The organism is Pseudomonas sp. BNK-45 (assembly GCF_047456255.1).
GTDB lineage: Bacteria > Pseudomonadota > Gammaproteobacteria > Pseudomonadales > Pseudomonadaceae > Aquipseudomonas.
Genome location: NZ_CP179909.1, coordinates 4,925,206 through 4,943,420 on the forward strand (window position 1 = coordinate 4,925,206; position 18,215 = coordinate 4,943,420).

Below are 18,215 nucleotides of genomic sequence, written 5' to 3' on the forward strand. Positions count from 1 at the left end.
GGCCTAGGCGTCGGCGTCGAGCAGGCGCTCGCGCAAAAACACCAGGGCCGCCTGGAACAGCGGGTGCCATTGGGCCGACGGCGGGCTGGCCAGGGGGTGCCAGAAGAACTCGAAGTGATGGCCGCCGTCATCCGCGGTGAAGTGAGTCCAGCTCTCGGGCAGCGGCGCCGGCACCCGGCACTCATGGAAAGCCCACACCTGGCCGGCAAACCCCGAGTGCCAGAGGCCGAGAAAACGGCTTTCCTCGGCCTCGACGCCCGCTTCTTCCGCCAGCTCGCGGACCGCCGCAGCGGCCGTCGACTCTCCCGCCTCCACCGTGCCCTTGACCAGTTGCAGGCCGGCCAGCGGATGGCGAAAGGCCAAGACCTCAAGCTCGGTGGTGTAGCGCAGCAGCACCGGGCAAGCCTTGTTGGCGGGTGTCGAGGGTGCGGCTGAGGTGTGCGCCGGCCCCTCAGTCGTCACGGGTCAGCACTTCGAGCAACTCGATCTCGAAGATCAGGTTCGAGTTGGGCGGGATCGCGCCCATGCTGCGCTCGCCGTACCCCAGGTGCGCCGGCACCAGCAGCTTGCGCTTGCCGCCCACCTGCATGCCCATCAGGCCCTGGTCCCACCCCTTGATCACCCGCCCGGTGCCGATCACGCACTGGAACGGCTTGCCGCGATCGTAGGAGGAATCGAAGCTGCTGCCGTCCTCCAGAAAGCCCCGGTACTGGGTGGTGATCAAAGCGCCCTTGACCACCGCCTTGCCGTCGCCCAGCTGGATATCGATCACCTGTAATTGGTCACTCATGCTTCACTCCCGTTCAAACATTGCCCCGACACGGGACCGCGGCGCGCTTTTTCGCAGAATTGCCGCGCCTTGGCAATCACTGCAGCGCCCCCGGCCCGGGCTGAAGCTGAATGCGCGTGTCGGTGCCGAGCAGCATTTCGCCGAGCGCCGCCCGGACCTCCTCGACGCTGGCCAGCCCGGCGTCCCAGCTGATGTCCAGGCCGGGCAGGCCCCGGCACCAGTCCAGGGTGCTGGAGAACTGCAGGGTCAAGCGCCCCGGGGCCAATTGCAGCTGCTCGATGCCGCCATAGCCGGCCACGCCCTGCCCGCCCAGCTCGACGTAATAGGTGTCCATGCCCAGTTGCCGATCCTGCTCGTCGAAGCATTCGGCACGCTGCAACAGCAGGTAGTGCTCGGGCTGCTGCCCATCGTCGGCAAAACCCAGGATCTGCACGTCGTCCTCGGTATAGGCACTGTAGGTGTTGGCATGAAATTTCAAGTTCATCGGTCCTTGCTCCCTGGCGCGGTCACTGGCGCAACAGCCCGCTTTCATAATCCAGCCAATCCTGGTCAACGCACGCCTGCAGGTACTCCAGCACGCTGTCCAACGGCACCGAGGCCGGTACGTTGACCGCGAAGAAGGCCTGGCTCATGCCCTCCCAGCGACAACCCAGGGCGTTGATCCGCTCCAGCACCTCCGGGATCCGCTCCCGGCCGGCCTTGAAGAACACCACGCGCAGGGTGCTGTTGCCACTGCTGCGCCCCACCTGCCTGAACCATTTCAGGCCATCGGCCTCGACCTGGACGGCCACCTCGTCGTCATAACAGACGTCCTGGGAATAGAAAGGAAGATTGGCGATCCGGTACAGGCCGTCCGGCTGCTGCTCAGCCCAGACCCCTTCGCTGGCAACCGGTGGGTAATCGTCGACCACCGTCAACCTGAGCATGATCTTGTCCATCGCCTGTCCCTGGTTCATCGAATGAAAGGCGCCCCCTCGACCTTGAAGCCGGAGCGCCGCGCGCTTTTTCGCAGAATTGCCGGCCCGGGGCAATCCCTGATTGGCTACTTGAGCAAAGCGCTGTCACGGCCCGGGACGTTTCCGTTACCATGGCCGCCCCCACGCCTCACCCCGATAAGGACATCCCATGGCCACCGCCGATATCGTCGCCCTGGTGCTGCTCGCCGTTCTGGCGCTGTACCTGGTCAGTCTCTACAACCGTCTGACGACCCGGCGCAATCGCCTGCGCAATGCCTTCGCCCAGATCGAAGTGCAACTCAAGCGCCGCTACGACCTGATCCCCAACCTGCTGGAAACCGTCAAGGGCTACCTGCAGCACGAGCGCCAGACCCTGACCGCCCTGGCCGAGGCCCGCAACAGCGCCCGGGACAGCCTGCAAGCGGCCGCCGCGCAACCCGGCGACAGCGCGCGCATCGCCCGCCTGGGCCAGGACCAGGGTGCCCTGGACCAGGTCCTCGACCGCCTGCACCTGAGCCTGGAAGCCTACCCGGAACTCAAGGCCTCGCAGAACATGGCGCAGCTCAGCGAAGAACTGACCAGCACCGAGAACAAGGTCGCCTACGCGCGCCAGGCCTTCAACGACGCCGTGACCGACTACAACCTGTGCAAGCAGCAAGTACCGGCGCTGTTTTTCGCCGGGCTGTTCGGCCATCGCGCCGATGCCGCGCTGCTGCAATTCGCCGACAGCGCGCAGATCCAGGACGCCAGCAAAGTGTCCTTTCAATAACCCCGCCGCCTGCCCCCGGAAACTTGCATGAAGTTCTTTCAACACCAGGCCCGTGCCCGGCGCCACACCCTCAAACTGCTGCTGTTGATGACCCTGGCGGTGACCACCCTGGTCAGCCTCAGCAGCCTGGGGCTGGGCCTGTTGTGGCGCGAGCTGAGCCAGGAGTACGGCCAGCCCAAGGTGCTGAACTGGGCCGTGGTCGCGGTCATAGCACTGCTTATGCTGCTGGTGGTGGTGCTGGGCAGTTGGTACAAGATCTGGCGCCTGCGGGCCGGCGGCAAGGTGATCGCCGAGCACCTGGGCGGACGCCTGATCAACGACTCGCCGCGGGGCAGCGAAGAACAGCGCCTGCTCAATATCGTCGAGGAAATGGCCCTGGCCTCCGGCGCCACCCTGCCGGCGGTGTATGTACTGCCGGAAGACGCGATCAATGCCTTCGCCGCCGGGCTGACCCCGGAGCAGGCGGTGCTCGGAATCACCCGTGGCGCCCTCGTCCATCTGGACCGCGACGAATTGCAGGGCTTGGTCGCCCATGAGTTCAGCCACATTTACAACGGTGACATGCGCCTCAACACTCGGCTGCTGGCGGTGATCCACGGCCTGCTGGTGTTCAGCCTGGCGGGCATCGCGGTGCTGCGCCAGGCCGAAAAGCAACACCTGGGCAACGACCGCCACCGCTTCTTCTGGCAGATCGTGTTTGCCGTGCTGGGCCTGGCCCTGCTCATCTTCGGCTCCCTGGGCAGCCTGCTGGGCAACCTGATCAAGGCCGCCATCTGCCGTCAGCGCGAGTTTCTCGCCGATGCCTCGGCGGTGCAGTTCACCCGCAACCCCCAGGGCATTGCCGGGGCCCTGAAAAAGATCGGCGGCAGCAGCGCCGGCTCACGCCTGCGGGCCTTCGCCGCCGCCCAGTACAGCCACCTGTATTTCCATCAGGGGGTGAAACTGCGCCTGGAACGCCTGTTCGCCACCCACCCGCCGCTGGCCGCGCGCATCCAGCGCCTGGATCCGCAGTGGGATGGGCGCTTCACGCCGCTGTAGACGCGCTACCAGAGGGCGATGTCGTAAGTGATGTAGAGGCGGTTGCTGTCGCGTCCACGGGAGTAGTCGGAGCGATACACGTAGTTGCGCAGCTTGACCCCCAGCCCCTTGAACGAGCCCTGCTGGAGCACGTAGGCCAGTTCGCTGTCGCGCTCCCACTCATCGACGCGGGTATTGGACTTGCCATCATTGCCGCTCAGGTAGCGCGAGCTGAAGGTCAGGCCGGGGACACCCAGGCTGGCAAAGTTGTAGCCATAGCCGAGCATCCAGGTCTTCTCGCCCTCCTCGATGAACTTGCCGATGCCGGCGTTACTGAAGGAGTAGACCGTGGCGCCGCTGATATAGGGCAAGCCGGCATCGCCACTCAGGCGCTGATAGCCGCCGCCCAGGGAATGCCCGGCAATCGCGTAGGTCAGCTGGCCGCTGAACATGCGGTTGGCGATCTTGCCGTCGAACGCCGCGCCTGAATCGGCGCTGCGGAAGTAGCGCAGATCGCTGGTCAAGGTCCCCTGCCCCAGCGCCAGGTCATGTTGCAGGCCGACAAAATCCTGCCGATAGAAGTTTTCGAGCTCGCCATGGAAATAGCTCAGGCGCAGGGTCTTGCTCCATTTGTATTCGCCCCCGCCGTAGCGGAAGTCCCCGGACTGGCCGCCGCTGTAGCCGTCGGGCACCAGCCCCACGCTGTCGGTGGAATCCCGCAGTTTGAAGCGCTGCAGATAACCGCCGGTCAAGCTCAGGCCGTCGATATCGGTGCTGGTGAGCTGGGTGCCCTGATAGGTCTGCGGCAACAGGCGGGCATCGTTGTAGACCAGCACTGGGGTCTTGGGCAGCAAGGTGCCGTACTTGAGGGTGGTCTTGGCCAGCCGCACCTTGGCCGTGGCGCCGGCACTGGCAAATTCGCTCGCGGCGCGACCGTCGTCGTGCACCGGCAGCAGCCCCGTGCCACTGCGGCCCTTGCCGGAATCGAGCCGAACCCCCAGCAGCCCCAGGGCATCGACCCCGAACCCCAGGGTGCCCGGGGTGAATCCGGACTGATAGTCCAGCAGGAAGCCTTGAGCCCACTCGGTGCGCTCGCTCTTGGCCGTGCGCGCGGCCTTGGCGCTGAGGCCGTGTTCGTCGCGGAAGTTCTCGTTGAAATAGACGTTGCGCAGTTGCAGCTTGAGGCTGCTGTCGTCGATGAAGTCAGCGGCCTGGAGCCCGGCCACGGGTGGCAGGCTCAAGCAGGAAAATACCGTTGCGCGAATCAGCAAATGGCTCATGTCGTACTTCTCGTTGTTGTTATTCAAGGCGCAGTTCGCCAAGCGCCCCGCCAGCAGGCGCGCCCGGCTACAAAAGAGGGTTTCGAGGCAATCAGACGAACAGGGTCAGGGCCCCGGTCAGCAAGGCCAGGGCGGTAATGACCAGGGAGGTCAGCACGGCCCACTTCACCGTGGCTTTCTGGAAGTCGCCGATGTCGCGGTCCACCATGCCCACCAGCAGCAAGGTCGAGGCCACCAGCGGGCTCATCAGGTGCACCGGCTGACCGAGGATCGAGGCACGGGCGATTTCCAGGGGAGAAATGCCATAGGCCGCCGCCGCGTTGGCCAGGATCGGCACCACGCCGAAGTAGTAGGCGTCGTTGGACAGGACGAAGGTCAACGGCATGCTGGTCAGCGCCACCACCAGCGGGAACAGGTGGCCCCAGGACGGCGGGATCCAGTCCACCAGGGTCTGCGCCAGGGCGTCGACCATCTTGGTGCCGGAGAAAATGCCGGCGAAGATCCCCGCGGCGAACACCAGCAGCACCACGGTCATGGCGTTGCCCGAGTGGGCCAGAATGCGCTCTTTCTGAATATCCAGCTGCGGGTAGTTGATCATCAAGGCCAGGACAAAACCGATCAGGAACAGCACCGCCGAGTGCATCAGGCCCAGCACCAGCGCGGTCATCACCGCCATCACCAGCAGCAGGTTGACGTAGGCCAGCTTGGGCCGCTTGTGCGGGGTGTCTTCGAGAATCGCCTTGATGTAGCAGTCGCCACCGCCGCTTTGCAGCTGGGTATTGCCGATGCGCTTGCGTTCGGCCCGGCCCAGCAGGTAGGCGGTGAACACCACCCAGGCGGCGCCACCGATCATGGTCGGCAGCAGCGGCACGAAGTACTCGCCGGCATCCAGGCCCAGGGCGGCGATGGCGCGCGTGGCCGGCCCGCCCCAGGGGGTCATGCCGCTCATGATGCTCAAGGACAGCATGGAGATGGTGGCGAGGATCATCGGGTTCATGCCGATGCGCTTGTACAGCGGCAGCATGGCCGCGCAAGTGATCATGTAGGTGGTGGTGCCGTCACCGTCCAGGGCCACCACCAGCGACAGCAGCGCGGTGCCCATGGCGATCTTGGTCGGATCGCCATTGACCCGCTTGAGAATCTTGCGGATCAGCGGGTCGAACAGCCCCGAATCGATCATCAAGCCGAAGAACAGAATGGCGAACAGCAACAGCGCCGCCGACGGCGCGACCATTTTCAGGCCGTCGAGCATCATCTTGCCGGTGGTGCCGGCAAACCCGCCGAGCACCGCGAAGACGATAGGCACCAGCGTCAACGCCACGATGGGCGACAGGCGCTTGGTCATGATCAGGAAGGTGAAGACCACCACCATGGCGAGGCCGAGTAAAGCGAGCATAAGTCGATTCTCTTGTTTTTATGATGAGCGTGGCCGACGCGCGGGCGCACGGCCACCCGAGCACCGGACGCCCCGATCAAGGGCGCCCGGCACAGGTGTTGAGTCGGTACTTGGGGTGAAGCGGTGCGGCCTGGCGGGTCTAGCCGAGCTTGTTCGCCAGCGCGCTCGCCGGGGTGTCGTCGGCAGCAGCGGCCTGGGCCGCAAGGGGCTGGCCATCGAGCGTGCGCAACAGCACCTGGCGGTCGCAGGCCTGCTCCGAAATGGCGATCACCACGGTTGCCACGGCGTTGCTGGCCAGGCTGGTCAGGGCCCGGGCCTCGGACATGAAGCGATCGATGCCGATCAGCAACGCCAGGCCGGCCAGGGGGATGTCATGAATCACCGTCAGGGTCGAGGCCAGGGCCACGAAACCGCTGCCGGTCACTCCGGCGGCGCCCTTGGACGACAGCAGCATGATCGCCAGCATGGTGACCACCTGCCCGGCGCTCAGGTCGATGTTGCACGCCTGGGCAATGAAGATCGCCGCCAGGGACAGGTAGATCGCCGTGCCATCGAGGTTGAACGAGTAGCCGGTGGGCAGCACCAGCCCCACCACGCTCTTGCGGCAGCCCAGGGCCTGGAGTTTTTCCAGCATGCGCGGCATCACCGGCTCCGTGGACGAGGTGCCAAGCACCACCAGGAACTCTTCGCGCAGGTAGCGCAGCAGCTTCCACAGGCTGAAGCCGTTGGCCCGGCAAATGCCCCCCAGGACCACGCAGACAAAGAAGCCGCAGGCGACATACAGGGTCATGATCAGTTTGGCCAGGGCGCCCAGGGAGGTGATGCCGTACTGGCCCACGGTAAAGGCCAGGGCCCCGAAGGCGCCGACGGGGGCAAAACGCATCAGGTAGGAAAAAATTTTGAACACCATCTGCGAGGCCGACTCCAGTACCTCCAGCACCGGCTTGCCACGCTCGCCCAGGGACGACAGGGCAAACCCGCACAGCACCGCGATAAACAGCACCGGCAGGACCTCGCCCTTGTTGAAGGCGCCGATGAAGGTCTCGGGGATGATGTGCATGAAGAATTCCACCACCCCCAGCTTGGCCGCCGACTCGGTGTACTGGGACAGGCCCTGGGTGTTCAGCCGGGTGGGGTCGATGTTCATCCCCGCGCCGGGCTGGAACAGGTAGACCGCCGCCAGGCCGATGAACAGGCTGATCAGCGTCAGGCCCAGGAAAAGCAGCATGGTCTTGCTCAGCAGCCGCCCCAGGGAACGCTTGTCGCTCATGCCGGCGATGCCGGTGACGATGGTGCAGAACACCACGGGAGCGATCATCATTTTGATCAGCTTGATGAAGGCGTCGCCCAGCGGCTTCAAGGCAATGGCTTGCTGGGCCCAGAAGTGCCCCACCAGTACCCCGAGGCACACCGCGCAGAGGATCTGGAAGTAGAGCGATTTAACAACTTTCATGGCATCACCCATTTTTAGAATTGTTCTGATGCAACCAGGATCGACAGCGCGTCGACTAACCGGCTAGACGTTGTGCAGCAGGCGCGTAGACATACCCGGAAAACAACCGGCGAGCGGTGCGGACCACCGAGGCGCGGATGGTCTCGGGGCTGGTTCCGCTGTAGGACAATACGACATCTATCGCCCCGCTGGGGTGTTCGATTCGAACCTGATGCAGACGCGGTTCACTGATCCCGCCGAGCATCTCGGCCACCACGCTGCCGGCGGTGACACAGGCGGTAGCCAGGCCGATGGAGCCGGTGATGGCCAGGGCCCGATGGCAGTTGTGGGGCATGAAATAGCGCACCGCCAGGGTGCCCCCCGCCCGGGCCGGGGACACCAGCACCGGCTTGGGAATCACCTTGTCGCTGACATCCCCCAGGCCCATGGCCAGGCCGGCCTTGAGCCGCAGGCTCTCCAGGCGCTGGAGAAAGTCCGTATCGGCGTCCAGTTCGGCGGGGCTTTCATCGCCGCGCTTGCCCAGGCAGGCCGCCTGCACCAGCACCATGGGCATGGCCATGTCGATGCAGGTCACGGCAATGCCGTCGATCAAATCCTGGGGCTGGCCGGTGGGGAACAACTGGCCGGTCTTGCTCCCGGCGGCATCGAGAAAGGTCAGGGCCACCGGCGCTGCGCTGCCCGGCACGCCGTCAATCGTGGTGCCGCCTTCGTAGCTGACCTTGCCATCGGGAGTCTGGACCTGGGCATGGACCAGGGTGCCGGTGTTGAGGTTGCGGATCCGCACCTGGGTCTGAGCACCCGTGGCCTTGACCAGCCCCTGCTCGATCGCGAAAGGCCCGACAGCGCACAGCATGTTGCCGCAGTTGGGCGCGGTATCGACCCGCCGCTGGGACACCATGACCTGGACGAACAGGTAATCGACATCCGCCTCCGGGTGCAGCGACGGACTGACGATCGCCACCTTGCTGGTTTGCGGGCTGCCACCGCCGATGCCGTCGATTTCCAGCTCATGGCCGGAGCCCATCAGGTTGAGCAACAGCTCATCACGCTCGGACACGGCCACCGGCAGATCCCAGGCCAGAAAAAACGGCCCTTTGGAGGTGCCGCCGCGCATCAACACACAAGGAATTCGTTGCATGAACACTGACTCTTGTTGATCAATCGAGGTAATTGATGTTCTGGGCACAAGAGTGTCAGGGATTAAAATGTGTTTCCAATGCAAAGATCAGAGAGATTATTGCGTTTGGCGCATGAATTAAATATCGTGTCCGCCAGCGCCCCACCCGACTCCCGCCTTGAGTAGCCCCCATGGAATATGAGCTCCAGGACATCAGATCTTTCGTGAAAATCGCCGAACTGGGGAGTTTTCACGAAGCAGCCGACGCCTTGCACCTGTCCCAACCGGCCCTGAGCCGGCGCATGAAAAAGCTCGAAGAGGGGCTGGGCACCGCCCTCCTCGATCGCACCACGCGCAAGGTCAGCCTGACCAGCGTCGGCCGCGACTTCCTGCCCAAGGCCCGCCGCCTGCTGGACGACTTCGACGATTCGATCCTCAACATCCGTGAGCTGGCGGAACGGCAGATCGGTCAGGTGACCCTGGCCTGCATCCCCACGGCGGCGTTCTATTTCCTGCCGTCGGTGATTCGCCTGTACAACCAGCGCTACCCGAAAATCCGCATCCGCCTGCTCGACCTCAGCGCCAACGAGGGCCTTGAAGCGGTGCTGCGCGGCGAAGCGGACTTCGGCATCAACATGATGAGCGGCCAGCACCCGGACATCGAGTTCGTGCCACTGGTCAACGAACCCTTTGTCCTGGCCTGCCGGCGCGACCACGAACTGGCCGAGCGCAGCTCGGTGACCTGGTCGGAACTGAGCGACTATCGCTTGATCGGCGTCGGCCGCCTGAGCGGCAACCGCATGCTGCTGGACCATGCCCTGTCCGGCTTGAGCTGGCGGCCCCAGTGGTTCTACGAGGTGCAGCACCTGTCCACGTCACTGGGCATGGTGGAAGCCGGGCTCGGGGTGTCGGCCATGCCCAGCCTGGCCATGCCCGCCGCCGATCACCCGACCCTGGTCAGCGTTCCGCTGACCGAGCCGGTGGTCAACCGCACCCTGGGCCTGGTGTACCGCCGCGGCGCATCGCTGTCGCCGGCGGCGGAAAAATTTGTGGCGATCCTATTGGAGCAGTGGCCACATTGACCGGCACACCCCGGCAACGCCCCCCATACTCCAACGTGCCTTGAAGGGCGCACCGCCAGTCTCAGGACATCCACGCCGTTTTTATCCGGGCGCAGACTGGCGACACCCGTGCGCTCATCGTCACCGGTGAGCCCTTGTCATCACCTGTGCCCCGTTTTCCCTGGAGTCCCCCCAATGCCCCATGAAGGCAACCTGCTACAAGCCGCCGTCGTGTTCCTCTGCGCCGCCGTGCTCATCGTGCCCCTGGCCAAGCGCCTGCAACTGGGGGCCGTGCTCGGCTACCTGCTGGCCGGGGTGCTGATCGGCCCGTCGGTGCTGGGGCTGGTGGGCAACCCGCAAAGCGTCAGTCATATCTCCGAGCTGGGGGTGGTGCTGTTGCTGTTCATCATCGGCCTGGAGCTGTCGCCCAAGCGCCTGTGGGTGATGCGCAAGGCGGTGTTCGGCGTCGGCCTGGCCCAGGTGCTGTTGACCGGCACGGTGATCGGCGTGGTGGCCCTGTTTCTGTTCGGCCAATCGCTGAACAGCGCCATCGTGCTGGGCCTGGGGCTGGCCCTGTCATCCACCGCCCTGGGCCTGCAGAGCCTGGCCGAGCGCAAGGAGCTGAACAGCCCCCACGGGCGCATGGCCTTCGCCATCCTGCTGTTCCAGGACATCGCCGCCATTCCGCTGATCGCCATGGTCCCGGTGCTGGCCGGCAACGATCACCACACCAGCAGCGCCGAGGACCTGCGCCACGGCCTGCAAGTGCTGGGCAGCATCGCCGTGGTGGTGGTGGGCGGACGCTACTTGCTGCGTCCGGTGTTTCGCATCGTGGCGCGCACCCGCTTGCCGGAAGTGTCCACCGCCACCGCCCTGCTGGTGGTGATCGGCACCGCCTGGCTGATGGATCTGGTGGGCGTGTCCATGGCCCTGGGCGCCTTCCTCGCCGGCCTGCTGCTGGCCGACTCCGAGTACCGCCACGAGCTGGAAGCGCAGATCGAACCCTTCAAGGGCCTGCTGCTGGGGCTGTTCTTCATCAGCGTCGGCATGGGCGCCAATATCGGCCTGCTGCTCAGCGCGCCCATCGCGGTGCTGGGCCTGACCCTGCTGTTGATCGGCCTCAAGCTGCCGCTGCTGTACGTGGTCGGGCGGCTGGCCGGCGAGCTCAATCGCGAGAGCGCGCTGCGCCTGGGCGTGGTGCTGGCGGCCGGCGGTGAATTCGCCTTCGTGGTGTTCAAGATCGGCCGCGACCAGGGCCTGTTCGAGGCCCGCCTGCATGACCTGCTGGTGCTCACCATCACCCTGTCCATGGCCCTCACGCCCCTGCTGTTGCTGGCCTGCTCGCGCTGGCTCAAACCCAAGGCCAAACCCCTGGAAATGCCCGCCGAATACCGCCAGATCGAAGCGGATAGCCCCCGGGTGGTGATCGCCGGCATGGGCCGCATGGGGCAGATCGTGGCGCGTATCCTGCGGGCGCAGAAAATCCCCTTCGTGGCCCTGGACACCTCGGTGGACACCATCGAACTGATCCGCAGTTTTGGCGGCATGCCGGTGTTCTACGGCGACCCCATGCGCCCGGAAATCCTCAGTGCGGCCAAGGTCGGCACAGCGGAGTACTTCGTGATTGCCACCGACGACCCGGAGACCAACATCAAGACCGCCGAGCAGGTGCGCAAGCTCTACCCGCACCTGAAGATCATCGCCCGGGCGCGCAACCGCCAGCACGTGCACCGGCTGGTGGACCTGGAGGCCCAGGCCGTGCGGGAAACCTACTACTCGAGCCTGGAAATGAGCCGTCGCACCCTGGTCGGCCTGGGGCTGAGCCAGGCTCAGGCCGACTCGCGAATCCAGCGTTTCACCCAGCACGACGAACAGCTGCTGGCGGCCCAGCACGCGGTCTACGACGACGCCGCCAAAGTGCTGCAGAGCGCCCAGGAGGCCCGGGCCGAACTGGCCCGGCTGTTCGAGGCCGACGAGCAGGAAGAACAGCTCGAAAGCCCGCTGCCGCCCATGCGCTGACGCAGCGTTCCCTTCGCTGGCAAGCCAGCTCCTACACCTGCGGCACGCACACTCCGTAGGAGTCGGCTTGCCGGCGAAGGCGGCCTCGAGGACGCCGGCAAATGCTCTGAAGGACGCAAGGACACACCATTCCCTCCAGCGACTACCGTCAGGTTCTGTCAGGAGGGGTTGTGTACAGTGAGCGCCGCCTCGCCTTTGAATGGATACGCCCCATGAGCTCCACCCAAGAGAACGCCCCGGCCCTCAAGGAAATCTTCAACCAGCAACGCCTGGAGCACATCGCCGACGCCATGTTCGCGGTGTACCCGGCCTTCGACCGCCAAGGCTTCCTGCAACTGGCCGGCCACAATCTCGCCGAGCTGTCGTTGATGCAGCGCCTGGCCCGGGTCAGCGACAGCCTGCATCAGGTGCTGGAGCTGGACTACCCCACCAGCCTGGCATTGCTGCGGGCCCTGGCGCCGCGCCTGAACAGCCGCTTCGTGTGCATCTTCCTGCCGCATTACGTGGCCAGCCATGGCCTGCATGACTTCGAGCTGTCGATGGCGGCATTGAAGTACTTCACCGGCTTCGGCTCCTCGGAGTTCGCCGTGCGGCATTTCCTGCGCCAGGATTGCGCCCGCACCCTGGCCCAGATGCAGGAATGGGCCGGCGACCCGGATGAACACGTGCGCCGCCTGGCCAGCGAGGGCAGTCGCCCGCGGCTGCCCTGGTCGTTTCGCCTGGAACAGCTGCAGGCCGACCCGCAGCTGGCGGCGCCGATTCTCGAACGCCTGAGGAGCGACCCCAGCCTGTACGTGCGCAAGTCGGTGGCCAACCACCTCAACGACATCACCAAGGACCATCCGCAGTGGGTCATGCAGCGCCTGGAAGGCTGGCCCCTGGATAATCCCCACAGCGCCTGGATCGCCCGCCATGCCCTGCGCAGCCTGATCAAGCAGGGCGAGCGCCGGGCCCTGGCGATCATCGGCGCCGGAGCCCGGGCCGAGGTCGACGTCAGGCGCTTTCAGGTCACTCCCGGGCAGCTGCGCCTGGGCGAACGCCTCAATCTGTCCCTGACCCTGGCTTCCACCAGCCCCCGCGACCAGCGCCTGGTGGTGGATTACGCCATCGACTACGTCAAGGCCTCCGGCGCCACGGCGAGCAAGGTGTTCAAGCTCAAGACCTTCACCCTGCCCGCCCTGGCCCAGGTGGACCTGGGCCGCAGCCAGCCGATCCGTGAGCTGACCACCCGGCGCCATTATCCGGGGCGCCATGGCGTGCAGTTGCGGGTCAACGGCGAACCCGTGGCCAGCGCGCATTTCGAGCTGTCGATCCCCTGAGGGCCCCCGCCGACTAGCGGCCCGGCAGCATGCGCTTGAGGGTGTTGTCGCCCACCCAGTAGTGGTGGAACAGCCCGGCCGCGGCGTGCAGGCCGATCAGCCAATAGCCGGCGTTGCCCAGTTGCTCGTGCCAGTGCTTGAAGAAACGCGCCTGGTCCGGGTCCACGGGCACCGGCGCAGCCGGCAGGAAGAACTCGAAGTAAGGCACCGGCTTGCCCGCCGCCGAGAGCATCAGCCAGGCCAGCAGCGGCGTGGCGATCATCAGGCCATACAAAATCAGGTGCATCAGGTGCGACAGCCCGGTCTGCCAGGCCGCCGGCGCCGGGGAGATCGCCGGCCGTGGTTGCAGGCGCGCCAGCAGGCGAATCCACACCAGGGCAAAGATGCTGATGCCGAACAGGCTGTGCAGTCCGAGAAACAGGCCCCGGGCCGTGCTGCCCCGGGGCATCAGGCCCTTGAGTTCGATACAGGCGTAGACGCCGACGAACAACGCCAGCATCAGCCAGTGCATCAGGATCGACAGTCGCGCGTAACGCAGCGGTGCGGTTTCAGCAGTCATACACAGTCCTCACGGTGGTTCGGGACGCCCGAGTCGTTCAGGTCGTCGCAGGGCCCGTGCAACGCCTTTGGCTGCCCGGGTGCGCCACCTTGCCGGGCCAGCCTTAAGGCAACCTGAAGAGCGCAGAACTGTCTCTTTGCCATCTTCAGATTGGCTTAAGAAAGCCTGCCGATACTCCTCCCCAACACGCCCCGGGAGGCTCTATATCAATGCCTGGCTTCGACTGGAACATCCATCTGCCGCTGCATTTCGGGCGCGACTGCGCCCCACCCCTCACCCTGGACCGCAGCCTGCCCGGGGACGGGCAGCGAGCACTTTTCGAAACCTACGTCAGCCAGCGCTTTCGCCAGGTTCACGGCGCCGATATCCGTCAATTCATGCCCGAGCTGTTCGGCCTCAGCGATCCCCAGGGCGCGCTGTGCGCCGTGGCCGGGGTGCGCCTGGCCAAGGCTGGCCCGCTGTTTCTGGAACGCTACCTGGACGAGCCCATCGAGGACCTGATCAACCTCGCCGCACAACGCCCGGTGCAAGGCCCGGTGGAACGCCAGGGCGTGGTGGAAGTGGGCAACCTGGCGGCCAGCGACACCGGCAGCGCGCGGCTGTCGATCATCGCCATCACCTGGCTGCTGGCCATGGGTGACCTGGAATGGGTGGCGTTCACCGGCAACGTCGGCCTGGTCAACAGTTTCCATCGCCTGGGCCTGCGCCCCCTGACCCTGTGCGTGGCCGACCCCGAGCGCCTGGGTGAAGACCGTCATCACTGGGGCAGCTATTACCAGAGCCAGCCAGCCGTGCATGTGGGCAGTATCCGGGCGGGGTTCATCCATTTGCGCAACATGGGGATGTTCAACCGCCTGGGCCTGCCGCTGTCGTTCGAGGAGAGCAGTCATGTCGCTTGAAGTGCAGCGTTTCAAGGAAGCGCTTCGCCAACACGCCGAACAAAAGACCGTGCATATCGCGCTGTGGGGCGACCGCCTGCGCCTGGACTACGCCACCCTCTACGCCGAGGTGATCTACCGCCAGCAACGCCTGCGCGATGAACAGGTGCAGGTCGTGGCGCTGGTCCTGGACAACGGCCCGGAACTGCTGCTGTGGGATCTGGCCGCGCTGTTCGAGGGCCTGGCCTGCCTGACCCTGCCACCGTTCTTCACCGACGCCCAGCGCCTGCATTGCCTGGAACACAGCCGCGCCGAACTGCTGGTGGCCGAAGACGGCCAGGACGCAGCGCTGCAAGCCGCCGGCTACCAGCGCCAGGGCGAGTTCTGGCGCCGGCGCTTCGACGGGCCGTCGATCATGCCCCCGGGCACCGCGAAACTGACCTTCACCTCCGGCACCACCGGCACCCCCAAGGGCGTATGCCTGGGCGCCGACAGCCTGCTGCGGGTGGCCCGGGAGCTGGAGCAGGCCAGCCATTCCAGCAATCCGCGCCATCACCTGGCGCTGCTGCCGCTGGGGATTCTTCTGGAAAACCTGGGCTGCTACGCCGCGCTCTACGCCGGGGCCACCCTCAGCCTGCCCAGCCAGAAGACCCTGGGCATCCAGGGCGCCAGCGGCGTCGACGCGCCGACCCTGCTCGGCTGCCTGGCCCAGCGCCAGGCCGAGAGCCTGATCCTGGTGCCACAGTTGCTGCTGTTGCTGGTGGCCGCCGCCGAGCAGCGCCAGTTCAACCCCACCCACCTGCGTTTCGCCGCGGTCGGCGGGGCCAAGGTGTCCCTGGAGCTGCTGCAACGGGCCCAACGCCTGGGCCTGCCGGTCTACGAAGGCTACGGGCTGTCGGAATGCGCCTCGGTGGTGTGCCTCAACCGTCCCGGGGCTCATCGTCCGGGCAGCGTCGGCCAGCCCTTGCCCCATGTCCGGGTGCATCTGGCGGCCGATGGCGAGGTACTGATCGAAGGTTCGGTGCTGCTGGGCTACCTGGGGCAGACCGCGACGACCGATGGCTGGTGGCACAGCGGCGATATCGGCGAGTTCGACAGCGACGGCTACCTCTACCTCAAGGGCCGCAAGAAGCATCAGTTCGTCACCAGCTACGGGCGCAACGTCAACCCCGAATGGGTCGAGGCCGAACTGACCCAGCGCAGCCACATTGCCCAGGCCTTCGTCTACGGCGAGGCCAAGCCCCGCAACCACGCCCTGCTCTGGCCCCACCGCGCGGACTGCAGCGACAGCCAGCTGGCCGCCGCCGTGGCCCAGGCCAACGAGGCCTTGCCCGACTACGCCCAGGTCCATCACTGGACCCGCCTGCAACAGCCCTTCACCCCGGCCAACGGCCTGCTGACCGCCAACGGCCGGCCTCGTCGCGAGGCCATCGTCGAACACTATCGCGACCTGCTCTGCCCGACTGTTCACTCCGAGGAATCATCGTCATGAGTTTTTTTGACCAACTGCAAGCGGCCACCGCCCAGGAGCGGGAGCAACTGTTCAACCTGCCGATCATTCGTGAAGCCCTGGCGGGCCAGGTCAGCCTTGAGGGCTACCGGGCCTTCCTGGTCCAGGCCTACTACCACGTGCGCCACACCGTGCCGCTGATGATGGCTTGCGGCGCCCGCCTGCCCGAGCGCCTGGAATGGCTGCGCGGCGCGGTGTGCGAGTACATCGAGGACGAGTACGGCCACGAACAATGGGTGCTCAACGACATCGTCGCCTGCGGCGGCCAGCGCCTGGCGGTGCGCGACGGTCAGCCCTGCCTGGCCATCGAACTGATGGTGAGCTTTCTCTACGACCTGATCGCCCGCGGCAACCCGGTGGGCCTGTTCGGCATGGTCAACGTGCTGGAAGGCACCAGCATCGCCCTGGCCACCCTGGCCGCCGGCAGCATACGGGAGACGCTGCAACTGCCGCAGAGCGCGTTCAGCTACCTGGCGTCCCACGGCGCCCTGGACATCGAACACATGCAGACCTACCGGCGCCTGATGGATCGTCTCGACGATCCCGCCGACCAGGCCGCAGTGATCCATGCCTCGAAGGTGGTCTACCACCTGTACAGCGAGATGTTCCGTGGTCTGCCACGTGTCGGGGAGAGCGCCCATGCGTCTGTCTGAAACCCGCGCGGTGCTCACCGGCGCCAGTGGCGGCATCGGCCTGGCCATCACCGAGGCCCTGTGCGCCAGTGGTGCCCGGGTGCTGGCCGTGGCCCGGCACAAGGAGCCCCTGGCCCACCTGCTGGCGCGCTACCCCGACCAGCTGTGCTGGGTCTCGGCGGACCTGACCTTCCTCAGCGACCGGCGCAAGGTGCTGCTGGCCGCCGAGGCCATCGGCGGGGTCAACCTGTTGATCAACGCCGCCGGAATCAACCACTTCGCCATGCTCGAACAGCTCGACGATGCCGAGATCAACGCCATGCTGGCGGTCAACATCGGCGCGCCGATGTGCCTGACCCGCCTGCTGCTGCCCCTGCTGCAACAGGCTCCCAGCGCCATGGTGGTCAACGTCGGCTCCACCTACGGCTCCATCGGCTACCCCGGCTACGCCGCCTACTGCGCCAGCAAGTTCGCCCTGCGGGGTTTTTCCGAGGCCCTGCGCCGGGAGCTGGCGGACACCCGGGTCAACGTGCTCTATGTGGCGCCGCGCGCCACCCGCACCAGCATGAACAGCCCCGCGGCCCAGGCCTTGAACGATGCCTTGAAAAGCAATGTCGACGATCCGCAGACCGTGGCCAACGCGGTGCTGCACGCCATCGCCGGCGACCACCGCGAGTTGTACCTGGGCTGGCCGGAACGTTTCTTTGTCCGCCTCAACAGCCTGCTGCCGAATCTGGTGGATCGCGGCCTGCGCAAACACCTGCCGCTGATCCGGCGGCTGAGCATCCGTTCCGAACGGGAGCACGAGGAACCATGAAAACCCTGATCAGTGCATTGTTGCTGGGCTGTCTGAGCCTGCCCGCCTGGGCCCTGGATGCCGCCGACCAGCAGCGTCTGAACGGTATCCAGCAAGGCTGGGCGCACATTCAGTACCAACTGCCGGCCGAGCAGCGGGCGGCGGCCTTTGAACAACTGGCCACGCAAACCCGGGCCTTTACCCAGGAGCGTCCCGCGCTGGCGGAGGCCTGGATCTGGTCGGGCATCGTCACCAGCAGTTGGGCCGGCGCCCAGGGCGGACTCGGCGCCCTGAGCAAGGCCAAGGCGGCCAAGGCCGACCTGGAACTGGCCCTGGGCCTGGACCCCAAGGCCCTGCAAGGTTCCGCCTACACCAGCCTCGCCGCGCTGTATGATCGCGTTCCCGGCTGGCCCATCGGTTTCGGCGACGCCGACAAGGCCGAGGAGTTGCTCCGGCAAGCCTTGCAGCAGAACCCCGAGGGCCTGGATAGTCTGTACTTCTGGGGTGACCACCTGTATCGCCAGGGCCGCTACGGCGAAGCCCGGGTCGCCTTGCTCAAGGCCCTGCAGGCGCCGCCGCGCCCCGGTCGGGAAGTGGCCGACCAGGGCCGGCGCGAAGAGATCCGGGCCTTGCTGGCCGAGGTGGGCAAGAAAATCAGATGAC

General features: G+C 65.9%; 19 protein-coding genes. 10 read left to right on the forward strand and 9 right to left on the reverse strand.

The annotated features are described in order from the left end of the window. Window positions 1–3: 3 nt before the first annotated feature. From ACMGG8_RS22060 to ACMGG8_RS22075, 4 genes are all read right to left on the reverse strand, one after another. Entirely contained in the window at window positions 4–462 is a 459-nt protein-coding gene (locus tag ACMGG8_RS22060) for an NUDIX hydrolase (protein ID WP_108543066.1), read from the reverse strand. Then, complete coding sequence (locus ACMGG8_RS22065; protein WP_060843293.1) at window positions 452–790, reverse strand: FKBP-type peptidyl-prolyl cis-trans isomerase; 339 nt, start codon at window positions 788–790, stop codon at window positions 452–454. Before ACMGG8_RS22065 ends, ACMGG8_RS22060 begins: the two co-directional genes overlap by 11 nt. A 76-nt stretch (window positions 791–866) precedes the next feature. After that, window positions 867–1,274 (reverse strand): Imm10 family immunity protein, encoded by a 408-nt coding sequence (locus tag ACMGG8_RS22070; protein ID WP_108543064.1) that lies wholly within the window; start codon window positions 1,272–1,274, stop codon window positions 867–869. A 22-nt stretch (window positions 1,275–1,296) separates the two neighbouring features. Further along, window positions 1,297–1,716, reverse strand: coding sequence for a DUF4265 domain-containing protein (locus ACMGG8_RS22075; protein WP_231979029.1), 420 nt, complete (start codon window positions 1,714–1,716; stop codon window positions 1,297–1,299). Between the two features lie 199 nt (window positions 1,717–1,915). On the opposite strand from ACMGG8_RS22075, the gene ACMGG8_RS22080 reads away from it, so the two are divergent. Both ACMGG8_RS22080 and ACMGG8_RS22085 read left to right on the forward strand, forming a co-directional pair. Beyond that, window positions 1,916–2,515, forward strand: a complete 600-nt coding sequence (locus tag ACMGG8_RS22080; protein ID WP_060838821.1) for a LemA family protein — start codon at window positions 1,916–1,918, stop codon at window positions 2,513–2,515. A 27-nt stretch (window positions 2,516–2,542) separates the two neighbouring features. After that, window positions 2,543–3,553, forward strand: a complete 1,011-nt coding sequence (locus tag ACMGG8_RS22085; protein WP_414158412.1) for a M48 family metallopeptidase — start codon at window positions 2,543–2,545, stop codon at window positions 3,551–3,553. Between the two features lie 5 nt (window positions 3,554–3,558). Here the strand turns inward: ACMGG8_RS22085 and ACMGG8_RS22090 are convergent, their stop codons facing one another. The 4 genes from ACMGG8_RS22090 to ACMGG8_RS22105 form a co-directional block, all read right to left on the reverse strand. Beyond that, entirely contained in the window at window positions 3,559–4,812 is a 1,254-nt protein-coding gene (locus tag ACMGG8_RS22090) for an OprD family porin (RefSeq protein WP_060845107.1), read from the reverse strand. A 91-nt stretch (window positions 4,813–4,903) separates the two neighbouring features. Next, window positions 4,904–6,208: a CitMHS family transporter gene (locus ACMGG8_RS22095; RefSeq protein WP_041117598.1), complete on the reverse strand. Its 1,305-nt coding sequence runs from the start codon at window positions 6,206–6,208 to the stop codon at window positions 4,904–4,906. A 139-nt stretch (window positions 6,209–6,347) separates the two neighbouring features. Then, window positions 6,348–7,673 (reverse strand): C4-dicarboxylate transporter DctA, encoded by a 1,326-nt coding sequence (dctA, locus tag ACMGG8_RS22100; protein ID WP_060838818.1) that lies wholly within the window; start codon window positions 7,671–7,673, stop codon window positions 6,348–6,350. Window positions 7,674–7,716: 43 nt separating this feature from the next. Beyond that, window positions 7,717–8,799 (reverse strand): 4-oxalomesaconate tautomerase, encoded by a 1,083-nt coding sequence (locus ACMGG8_RS22105; protein ID WP_414158413.1) that lies wholly within the window; start codon window positions 8,797–8,799, stop codon window positions 7,717–7,719. Between the two features lie 170 nt (window positions 8,800–8,969). On the opposite strand from ACMGG8_RS22105, the gene ACMGG8_RS22110 reads away from it, so the two are divergent. The 3 genes from ACMGG8_RS22110 to ACMGG8_RS22120 all read left to right on the forward strand — a co-directional run bounded on the left by ACMGG8_RS22110 (window position 8,970) and on the right by ACMGG8_RS22120 (window position 13,177). Then, window positions 8,970–9,860: a LysR family transcriptional regulator gene (locus ACMGG8_RS22110; protein WP_016966118.1), complete on the forward strand. Its 891-nt coding sequence runs from the start codon at window positions 8,970–8,972 to the stop codon at window positions 9,858–9,860. 174 nt (window positions 9,861–10,034) lie between these two features. Continuing rightward, window positions 10,035–11,858: a monovalent cation:proton antiporter-2 (CPA2) family protein gene (locus ACMGG8_RS22115; RefSeq protein WP_060843289.1), complete on the forward strand. Its 1,824-nt coding sequence runs from the start codon at window positions 10,035–10,037 to the stop codon at window positions 11,856–11,858. A gap of 212 nt (window positions 11,859–12,070) precedes the next feature. Continuing rightward, entirely contained in the window at window positions 12,071–13,177 is a 1,107-nt protein-coding gene (locus tag ACMGG8_RS22120; RefSeq protein ID WP_414158414.1) for a DNA alkylation repair protein, read from the forward strand. 13 nt (window positions 13,178–13,190) lie between these two features. Here the strand turns inward: ACMGG8_RS22120 and ACMGG8_RS22125 are convergent, their stop codons facing one another. Further along, complete coding sequence (locus ACMGG8_RS22125) at window positions 13,191–13,736, reverse strand: cytochrome b (protein ID WP_060838814.1); 546 nt, start codon at window positions 13,734–13,736, stop codon at window positions 13,191–13,193. A 209-nt stretch (window positions 13,737–13,945) separates the two neighbouring features. Here ACMGG8_RS22125 and ACMGG8_RS22130 point away from each other — a divergent pair, with 209 nt between their 5' ends. The 5 genes from ACMGG8_RS22130 to ACMGG8_RS22150 are packed head-to-tail and all read left to right on the forward strand — an operon-like array spanning window position 13,946 to window position 18,214. Continuing rightward, entirely contained in the window at window positions 13,946–14,635 is a 690-nt protein-coding gene (locus ACMGG8_RS22130; RefSeq protein WP_060843286.1) for a thermostable hemolysin, read from the forward strand. Further along, window positions 14,625–16,106 (forward strand): AMP-binding protein, encoded by a 1,482-nt coding sequence (locus ACMGG8_RS22135; protein WP_414158415.1) that lies wholly within the window; start codon window positions 14,625–14,627, stop codon window positions 16,104–16,106. Before ACMGG8_RS22130 ends, ACMGG8_RS22135 begins: the two co-directional genes overlap by 11 nt. Further along, window positions 16,103–16,777, forward strand: coding sequence for a TenA family transcriptional regulator (locus tag ACMGG8_RS22140; RefSeq protein ID WP_108543050.1), 675 nt, complete (start codon window positions 16,103–16,105; stop codon window positions 16,775–16,777). Before ACMGG8_RS22135 ends, ACMGG8_RS22140 begins: the two co-directional genes overlap by 4 nt. Continuing rightward, on the forward strand, window positions 16,764–17,573 hold the full coding sequence (locus ACMGG8_RS22145; protein ID WP_108543048.1) for an SDR family oxidoreductase: 810 nt from the start codon (window positions 16,764–16,766) through the stop codon (window positions 17,571–17,573). Before ACMGG8_RS22140 ends, ACMGG8_RS22145 begins: the two co-directional genes overlap by 14 nt. After that, complete coding sequence (locus tag ACMGG8_RS22150; protein ID WP_060838809.1) at window positions 17,570–18,214, forward strand: tetratricopeptide repeat protein; 645 nt, start codon at window positions 17,570–17,572, stop codon at window positions 18,212–18,214. The genes ACMGG8_RS22145 and ACMGG8_RS22150 overlap by 4 nt, the downstream gene beginning before the upstream one ends. The last annotated feature ends 1 nt before the right edge of the window (window position 18,215 follow it).

What these genes read in the sequence shown, in the direction of transcription:
- ACMGG8_RS22095 (WP_041117598.1), bottom strand. Translation starts at nt 6,208, where the DNA reads ATGCTCGCTTTACTCGGCCTCGCCATGGTGGTGGTCTTCACCTTCCTG.
- ACMGG8_RS22110 (WP_016966118.1), top strand. Translation starts at nt 8,970, where the DNA reads ATGGAATATGAGCTCCAGGACATCAGATCTTTCGTGAAAATCGCCGAA.
- ACMGG8_RS22070 (WP_108543064.1), bottom strand. Translation starts at nt 1,274, where the DNA reads ATGAACTTGAAATTTCATGCCAACACCTACAGTGCCTATACCGAGGAC.
- ACMGG8_RS22135 (WP_414158415.1), top strand. Translation starts at nt 14,625, where the DNA reads ATGTCGCTTGAAGTGCAGCGTTTCAAGGAAGCGCTTCGCCAACACGCC.
- ACMGG8_RS22125 (WP_060838814.1), bottom strand. Translation starts at nt 13,736, where the DNA reads ATGACTGCTGAAACCGCACCGCTGCGTTACGCGCGACTGTCGATCCTG.
- ACMGG8_RS22130 (WP_060843286.1), top strand. Translation starts at nt 13,946, where the DNA reads ATGCCTGGCTTCGACTGGAACATCCATCTGCCGCTGCATTTCGGGCGC.
- ACMGG8_RS22120 (WP_414158414.1), top strand. Translation starts at nt 12,071, where the DNA reads ATGAGCTCCACCCAAGAGAACGCCCCGGCCCTCAAGGAAATCTTCAAC.
- ACMGG8_RS22065 (WP_060843293.1), bottom strand. Translation starts at nt 790, where the DNA reads ATGAGTGACCAATTACAGGTGATCGATATCCAGCTGGGCGACGGCAAG.
- ACMGG8_RS22115 (WP_060843289.1), top strand. Translation starts at nt 10,035, where the DNA reads ATGCCCCATGAAGGCAACCTGCTACAAGCCGCCGTCGTGTTCCTCTGC.
- ACMGG8_RS22075 (WP_231979029.1), bottom strand. Translation starts at nt 1,716, where the DNA reads ATGCTCAGGTTGACGGTGGTCGACGATTACCCACCGGTTGCCAGCGAA.
- ACMGG8_RS22105 (WP_414158413.1), bottom strand. Translation starts at nt 8,799, where the DNA reads ATGCAACGAATTCCTTGTGTGTTGATGCGCGGCGGCACCTCCAAAGGG.
- dctA (WP_060838818.1), bottom strand. Translation starts at nt 7,673, where the DNA reads ATGGGTGATGCCATGAAAGTTGTTAAATCGCTCTACTTCCAGATCCTC.
- ACMGG8_RS22080 (WP_060838821.1), top strand. Translation starts at nt 1,916, where the DNA reads ATGGCCACCGCCGATATCGTCGCCCTGGTGCTGCTCGCCGTTCTGGCG.
- ACMGG8_RS22085 (WP_414158412.1), top strand. Translation starts at nt 2,543, where the DNA reads ATGAAGTTCTTTCAACACCAGGCCCGTGCCCGGCGCCACACCCTCAAA.
- ACMGG8_RS22140 (WP_108543050.1), top strand. Translation starts at nt 16,103, where the DNA reads ATGAGTTTTTTTGACCAACTGCAAGCGGCCACCGCCCAGGAGCGGGAG.
- ACMGG8_RS22145 (WP_108543048.1), top strand. Translation starts at nt 16,764, where the DNA reads ATGCGTCTGTCTGAAACCCGCGCGGTGCTCACCGGCGCCAGTGGCGGC.
- ACMGG8_RS22090 (WP_060845107.1), bottom strand. Translation starts at nt 4,812, where the DNA reads ATGAGCCATTTGCTGATTCGCGCAACGGTATTTTCCTGCTTGAGCCTG.
- ACMGG8_RS22150 (WP_060838809.1), top strand. Translation starts at nt 17,570, where the DNA reads ATGAAAACCCTGATCAGTGCATTGTTGCTGGGCTGTCTGAGCCTGCCC.